Source organism: Thauera sp. WH-1 (assembly GCF_047806685.1).
Classification (GTDB): Bacteria; Pseudomonadota; Gammaproteobacteria; order Burkholderiales; family Rhodocyclaceae; genus Thauera.
On the sequence record NZ_JBLQGP010000014.1, the window covers coordinates 125,161 to 131,361 of the forward strand.

A 6,201-nucleotide genomic window follows, 5' to 3' on the forward strand; every position below is an offset into this window, starting at 1 on the left:
TCACTGCGGCAGCCAGCGCACCGGGTCGATGGCCCAGTCGGCGAAGTCCTCATGGCCGACGATGCGGTCCTGCGAGCGGCGCAGGTCGATGTCCTCGGGTCGCAGGTAGTGGCCGGCAGTGTGGAAGATCACCTTCACGGTCGGCTGCATCGGCTTGTCGGCGTGCTGCGCCTGCACCACCGCCAGGCGCTTGCTTTCCAGCCGCACCAGCGCGCCGGTGGGGTAGATGCCGACCGAGCGGATGAAGGCCTTCACCAGGCGTGGCTCGAAGTGGTTCGCCGACCAGTCGAGCAGCTTGCGCAGCGCCTCGGTGGGCGCCATGCCCTTGTGATAGACGCGGTTCGAGCTGATCGCGTCATACACATCGACGATCGCGCCCATGCGGCCGTAAAGACTGATCTGCTCGCCCTTGAGCTTGTTCGGGTAGCCGGTGCCGTCGTAGCGCTCGTGATGCTGGGCGGCCACGTCCAGCGCGATCGGGCTGATGCCCGGGGTGGCCTGCAGGATGATCTTGCTCTGCACGACGTGGCTCTTCATGCGGTCGAACTCGGCGTCGGTGAGCTTGCCCGGCTTGTTCAGGATCTCGTCCGGTACGCGCGCCTTGCCGACGTCGTGCAGCAGCGCGCCGATGGCGATCTCGTGGATGATCTCGATCGGCAGTTGCAGGGTGCGGGCGAAGGCGGTCATCAGCGCACACACCGACACCGAGTGCTGGAAGGTGTAGCTGTCGTGCTGCTTGAGGCGCGCCAGTGGCAGCAGCGCGTCCTGCTGGGTGAAGATGGAATCGACGATGCGCGCGACCAGCGGCTCGACCTTCTCGATCTCGATCTGCTTGCCGAGGCGGATGTCGTTCAGCAGGTCGCGCACGATGGCGTTGGCCTCGCGCTGCAGGGCGCGGGCGCGCTCGAAGGGGTTGGCGACCTTGGACACGGTCTGCAGCCGCGGGCCGTCGCCCGTCCCGCCGGCGTTCTCCGCTTCCGCGACCGGCGTCGCCGCCGGCTCGGCCGGCAGCGTGTCCGGGTCGAGGCCGCGCTCGGTATCCACCTCGACCGCCGCCACGCCCAGCGCGCGCACCTTGCGCACATCGTCCTCGTCCCCGAGCAGGAAACGGTTGCGCACGAAGTCGTGCTGCAGCCAGCCGCAGCGAAGGTCGTGGATGTACATGCCGGGCCGCAGCCGGGCGACGGGAATGAGCTTGATCACGGGCGCTTCAGAGGCCGAAGTGCGCCGATTATCGCGGACAAATGCGTGGGCGTGCAGCCTGCTAGAATCGCGGCTTCCCCGTATCTGCCCTCAGGAGCGTGTGGTGCGTATCGTCTGTCTCGACCTCGAAGGTGTGCTCGTCCCCGAAATCTGGATCGAATTCGCCGAGCGTACCGGCATCCCCGAGCTGCGCCGCACCACCCGCGACGAGCCCAACTACGACACCCTGATGAAGTACCGCCTCGACATCCTGGCGCATAACAAGCTCGGCCTGCCCGACATCCAGGAAGTGATCGCAAGCATGGGGCCGATGGAGGGCGCGCGCGCCTTCCTCGACGCGCTGCGCGACACCTACCAGGTGGTGATCCTGTCGGACACCTTCTACGAGTTCGCCAAGCCGCTGATGAAGCAGCTCGGCCTGCCGACGCTGTTCTGCCACAGCCTCGAGGCCAACGCCGAAGGCATCCTGGTGAACTACCACCTGCGCATGCCCGACCAGAAGCGCGAGGCGGTCAAGCGCTTCAAGGAACTCAACTTCAAGGTCGTCGCCGCGGGCGACTCCTACAACGACACCGCGATGCTGGGCGAAGCCCACGGCGGCATCCTGTTCCACCCGCCCGAGAACGTGGTGCGCGAGTTTCCGCACTACCCGGTGGTGCGCGACTACGCCAGCCTGCGCGCCGAGATCGACAAAGCCTTTGCCCGCGCCGGCTGAGCCCTTCACACACCATGCACCGCGAACGCTTCTACACCCTCTCCGCCTCCTGCCCGGACCGCGTCGGCATCGTCGCCAAGGTGTCCGGCTTCATCGCCGAGCACAAGGGCTGGATCCTCGAAACCTCGCTGCACGCCGAACCGCCGCGCGAGGGCGAGGCGCTCGGCCGCTACTTCATGCGCATCGAGATCAAGGCCGACTCGCTGCCCTTCCACCTCGCCGAGGTCCGCGACAAGTTCCGCCCCCTGGCCGACGAGCTGGAGATGACGTGGAAGATCACCGACTCCGCGGTCAAGAAGCGCGTGGTGGTGCTGGTGAGCAAGCAGGAGCACTGCCTGTACGACCTGCTCGCGCGCTGGCAGTCGAAGGAGCTCGACATCGAGATCGCCTGCGTGATCTCCAACCACGACACCTTCCGCGGCTTCGTCGAGTGGCACGGCATCCCCTTCCACCACGTGCCGGTCACGCCCGACAACAAGGCCGCCGCCTACGCCGAGGTGCAGCGCATCTTCGAGGAAGTGCGCGGCGACACCATGGTGCTGGCGCGCTACATGCAGATCCTGTCGCCTGCGCTGTGCGCGGCCTACCCGGGCCGCATCATCAACATCCATCACAGCTTCCTGCCCAGCTTCGTCGGCGCCAAACCCTACCACCAAGCCTGGGACAAGGGCGTCAAGCTGATCGGCGCGACCTGCCACTATGTCACCGCCGACCTCGACCAGGGCCCGATCATCGAGCAGGACGTGATCCGCATCGACCACTCCGACGCGGTCGAGGACATGGTCCGCTACGGCAAGGACATCGAGAAGACCGTGCTCGCCCGCGGCCTGCGCTACCACCTGGAAGACCGGGTGCTGGTGCATGGGAACAAGACGGTGGTGTTTCGCTGAGCGGTCGCGTGATGCGGCCTTGACCGCGCGGATTCATCGCCTAAGATCGTGCGGTGCCTGATCGTTCGGAGGAGCCCATGGATCGTGATCGTGCGCTGCAATTGCTGACGCAGAGCAAGCCGGAGTTGCATCGACGCTTCGGCGTCGTAGACCTCGCGCTGTTCGGCTCCACGCTACGCGGCGAAGCGCGTGCCGACAGCGACGTCGATGTGCTTGTGCGCTTCGATGGGCCAGCGACCTCGGCACGCTACTTCGGCGTCCAGTTCTATCTCGAGGACTTGCTCGGCGTGCCGGTCGACCTGGTGACCGACAAGGCCTTGCGTGGGGAACTGCGCTCCTTCATCGAGCGCGAGGCCGTGCATGTCTGACGAGCATAGGCGGGAGTGGCGCTTCTATCTGCGGGACATGATCGACTTTGGTGAGAAGGTCATCGCCTACACCGAGGGCATGACTCAGGAAGCCTTCGTCGCAAGTGGTCTGCATTTCGATGCGACGGTGCGTAATCTCGAGTTGATTGGTGAAGCCGCAACCCGTATCCCGCCAGAAGTCCGAGAGGCCCATCCGGAGGTTCCCTGGCGGATGATCATCGCTGCCCGCAACAGGCTGATTCACGGCTACCTCGGCATCGACAACGACACGTTGTGGAGCATGGTCAAGGATGATGTACCGGAACTGTTGCCCCGTTTGCGGGCGATCTCGGAGCTGAGATGAAGGCGGGGGCCGCTGCCTTGAGCGGCAACGTCCATGCCGATCTGCCAGCCCATGGCGCAGAGGAGGTCTTCGAAACCCTGTTCGCCAATTCCGTCTGCCGCGTCGAGCGCATCGTGTCCTTCGGCCATGCGAGCCCGCCGGGGTTCTGGTACGAGCAGGCCGAGGACGAATGGGTGGTGCTGCTCGCCGGCACCGCCGAGCTGGCTTTCGACGACGGCCGCCGGCTTGCGCTGCGGGCTGGCGACTGGGTGAGCCTGCCGGCGCATTGCCGCCATCGCGTCGAATCCGTGTCGCAGGATGCGGTGTGGCTGGCGGTGCATGGCCGCGCCGACCTGGCCTGAGTCGCACGCGGTATGTTTGCTGCTCGAGGTCGAAATCAGCGCTGGCAGTACAGCACGGCGCCGCCGCCTGCGACCAGGGTCGCACCGCCGACCGCCAGTGTGACCGGCGCGGTCATGACGGCCGTGGCGGTCCCGAGGAGGCCCAGCGTCCCGGCGACATAGCCGCCCGAGGCGGTGCTCACGATCATCGCGCCCGAGCTGTGGACCACTGCGCCGACGCCGGCCAGCTTCAGCGTGCTCCCCACCGTCGTCGTGACCGTCGCCGCTGCTGCGGCCAGTTTTCCGCCGGCACCTTGCAGCCGGTCGCACCAGCCCGCATGGGCGGAAGGCGGCAGGCCGCAGGACAGCGCCGCCGCGATCAGGGTCTGCCACGCCAGTGTGCGATGCGATCCTTTCATTTTCGGTCCCGCTGCCTTCAGCGCCTGAGTCCGCGGCCGTGCATCAGCCACAACATGCCCCAGATAAGGCCGGCGGGCAGGGCAAGCGCCGCGATGCGCGCGAGCAGGGCCATCAACGCGATGACGAGAAGGGCGGTCAGGATCGCTTTGAGCATGTCGGGCTCCCGTTTGCAGAACGCGGCGAGGACGTCGTCCGTGCGTGGTCGGCGTGTGGCCGGGCGGTCACTCCATGCTGGTCGTGATGGGTACAGCGCCCGGCGCCGGGTGACGAAAGTATCCGTGTGGCGACCCAACTGGCGTCGATCGGCAAGCTTGCGGGGCCGCGAGTGGCGATCGCGCGCGGGCACAGTGTGGGGTGTCCCATCACCGAGGTGCACGCTCATGTCTCGCCGCAACAGATCGAAGCGCACTCATGAGGCATCCACGGGTCTTCTTCACAGCATGCGACGCGCCCAGGGCAGCAGCACCCTCCTGGCCGACGCGGCCTGGAGCGGGTTCATGCTGCGCCTGGAGACCTTCCGTGCGAGCGAGGAGCTTCGCGACGCCAGGGCCGAACTGGAGGGGCGACCCACCACCGGTTGGCGCCACGGACTGGGCCGCCTCCGGCGCGGCGCGGTGGCGTTGCTGCTGGCGCTGCTCGAACTGCTCTGGAGCGGGCTTGTCGCTGCATTCCTGCCCCTGCTGGTCGGCGTCGTCTACATCGTGGTCTTCGTCATCGTCGCCGTGCCGCTCTACATGGCGGTTGGCTACTTCTTGTACCGGATGGTGGTCGTCTGGTAGCGCGCATGGGTGTCCTGCGCCATGACGGCTGAGCCTTCGACGCGCCGCACCGCCCTCCGCTGCCGTGGTTGCGCGATGCCGCACACGGGAAGCCCTTCGGGAAGGCGGGCGCGCCTGCGCGCCCATCCTGTGCGGCAGCCTATCAATCCAGGTGGATCTTCTCGATCTGACGCATTCGGGTAAGCGATCGTAATCCCTTTGATATCAGGGCATCAGTCCGGACATTACGCACAGTTTGCGCCGAGCGTGCCGACTGGTCTTAATCCCTTTGATATCAGGGCATCAGTCCGGACCTACTCGCAAGACGCATTCGCCGACAACCTGGTCTTAATCCCTTTGATATCAGGGCATCAGTCCGGACAATCCGCCAGAGCCGCTTGTCAGCGTGTGCGGAGTCTTAATCCCTTTGATATCAGGGCATCAGTCCGGACTCTACGCCCTCCCCGGCGCACAGAACGCGCGTCTTAATCCCTTTGATATCAGGGCATCAGTCCGGACGTCACTGAAGCAACGGGTGACAATGCTGAACTGGGTCTTAATCCCTTTGATATCAGGGCATCAGTCCGGACGAATCCGCACTGAGAAAGCTTGCACGGAGGACCGCGTCTTAATCCCTTTGATATCAGGGCATCAGTCCGGACCCCCGGCGAAGTTCCCCCCGATCTACGCTGACAAGTCTTAATCCCTTTGATATCAGGGCATCAGTCCGGACGATATCCGGCAGGGTAGCGGCGCAGGCCCCGTCTTAATCCCTTTGATATCAGGGCATCAGTCCGGACCTGCCCGTTCAGAAAAAAGAGTTGAACAATGCGTCTTAATCCCTTTGATATCAGGGCATCAGTCCGGACGCAAGACTTACGGCTACCAGAAAAAAGAGGAGTCTTAATCCCTTTGATATCAGGGCATCAGTCCGGACAATCTACACCGGCTACAACCCCGAGTTCATCCTGTCTTAATCCCTTTGATATCAGGGCATCAGTCCGGACTCCGTGGCGCGGTGAAGGGCTACGAGGGCTACGTCTTAATCCCTTTGATATCAGGGCATCAGTCCGGACGATCTGATCGCACATCTGCGCGGAAAGATCGGTCTTAATCCCTTTGATATCAGGGCATCAGTCCGGACTCCGTGGCGCGGTGAAGGGCTACGAGGGCTACGTCTTAAT

Annotated in this window: 9 protein-coding genes and 1 CRISPR repeat array; of the genes, 6 read left to right on the forward strand and 3 right to left on the reverse strand. The window is 64.7% G+C overall.

The features are described from left to right. Entirely contained in the window at positions 1–1,203 is a 1,203-nt protein-coding gene (locus ACMV5O_RS14500) for an HD-GYP domain-containing protein (protein ID WP_416164116.1), read from the reverse strand. A gap of 103 nt (positions 1,204–1,306) precedes the next feature. On the opposite strand from ACMV5O_RS14500, the gene thrH reads away from it, so the two are divergent. The 5 genes from thrH (at position 1,307) to ACMV5O_RS14525 (ending at position 3,860) form a co-directional block, all read left to right on the forward strand. Next, a complete protein-coding gene (gene thrH / locus ACMV5O_RS14505; protein ID WP_416164117.1) occupies positions 1,307–1,918 on the forward strand; it encodes a bifunctional phosphoserine phosphatase/homoserine phosphotransferase ThrH in 612 nt (203 codons plus the stop codon). Positions 1,919–1,932: 14 nt separating this feature from the next. Then, positions 1,933–2,808: a formyltetrahydrofolate deformylase gene (gene purU / locus ACMV5O_RS14510; RefSeq protein WP_416164118.1), complete on the forward strand. Its 876-nt coding sequence runs from the start codon at positions 1,933–1,935 to the stop codon at positions 2,806–2,808. A 77-nt stretch (positions 2,809–2,885) separates the two neighbouring features. Next, a complete protein-coding gene (locus ACMV5O_RS14515; protein WP_416164119.1) occupies positions 2,886–3,176 on the forward strand; it encodes a nucleotidyltransferase family protein in 291 nt (96 codons plus the stop codon). Beyond that, positions 3,169–3,519 (forward strand): DUF86 domain-containing protein, encoded by a 351-nt coding sequence (locus tag ACMV5O_RS14520; protein WP_416164120.1) that lies wholly within the window; start codon positions 3,169–3,171, stop codon positions 3,517–3,519. Before ACMV5O_RS14515 ends, ACMV5O_RS14520 begins: the two co-directional genes overlap by 8 nt. Beyond that, positions 3,516–3,860 carry a cupin domain-containing protein gene (locus tag ACMV5O_RS14525; protein WP_416164121.1) on the forward strand — a complete coding sequence of 115 codons (345 nt, stop codon included), beginning with the start codon at positions 3,516–3,518 and terminating at the stop codon, positions 3,858–3,860. The genes ACMV5O_RS14520 and ACMV5O_RS14525 overlap by 4 nt, the downstream gene beginning before the upstream one ends. Before the next feature lie 35 nt (positions 3,861–3,895). On the opposite strand, the gene ACMV5O_RS14530 is transcribed toward ACMV5O_RS14525, so the two are convergent. After that, the gene (locus ACMV5O_RS14530; protein WP_416164122.1) at positions 3,896–4,258 is read right to left on the reverse strand and encodes a hypothetical protein; all 363 of its coding nucleotides are present in this window, start codon (positions 4,256–4,258) and stop codon (positions 3,896–3,898) included. 17 nt (positions 4,259–4,275) lie between these two features. After that, a complete protein-coding gene (locus ACMV5O_RS14535; protein WP_416164123.1) occupies positions 4,276–4,413 on the reverse strand; it encodes a hypothetical protein in 138 nt (45 codons plus the stop codon). A gap of 343 nt (positions 4,414–4,756) precedes the next feature. Between ACMV5O_RS14535 and ACMV5O_RS14540 the strand changes: the two genes are divergently transcribed. Next, positions 4,757–5,038 (forward strand): hypothetical protein, encoded by a 282-nt coding sequence (locus ACMV5O_RS14540; protein ID WP_416164124.1) that lies wholly within the window; start codon positions 4,757–4,759, stop codon positions 5,036–5,038. A 186-nt stretch (positions 5,039–5,224) separates the two neighbouring features. Beyond that, positions 5,225–6,161: a CRISPR direct-repeat array (repeat unit 37 nt; unit sequence GTCTTAATCCCTTTGATATCAGGGCATCAGTCCGGAC). Positions 6,162–6,201 lie beyond the last annotated feature (40 nt).

Coding starts and splice junctions, on each gene's coding strand:
- purU (WP_416164118.1), top strand. CDS start 1,933: ATGCACCGCGAACGCTTCTACACCCTCTCCGCCTCCTGCCCGGACCGC.
- ACMV5O_RS14530 (WP_416164122.1), bottom strand. CDS start 4,258: ATGAAAGGATCGCATCGCACACTGGCGTGGCAGACCCTGATCGCGGCG.
- ACMV5O_RS14515 (WP_416164119.1), top strand. CDS start 2,886: ATGGATCGTGATCGTGCGCTGCAATTGCTGACGCAGAGCAAGCCGGAG.
- ACMV5O_RS14520 (WP_416164120.1), top strand. CDS start 3,169: ATGTCTGACGAGCATAGGCGGGAGTGGCGCTTCTATCTGCGGGACATG.
- ACMV5O_RS14540 (WP_416164124.1), top strand. CDS start 4,757: ATGCTGCGCCTGGAGACCTTCCGTGCGAGCGAGGAGCTTCGCGACGCC.
- ACMV5O_RS14525 (WP_416164121.1), top strand. CDS start 3,516: ATGAAGGCGGGGGCCGCTGCCTTGAGCGGCAACGTCCATGCCGATCTG.
- ACMV5O_RS14535 (WP_416164123.1), bottom strand. CDS start 4,413: ATGCTCAAAGCGATCCTGACCGCCCTTCTCGTCATCGCGTTGATGGCC.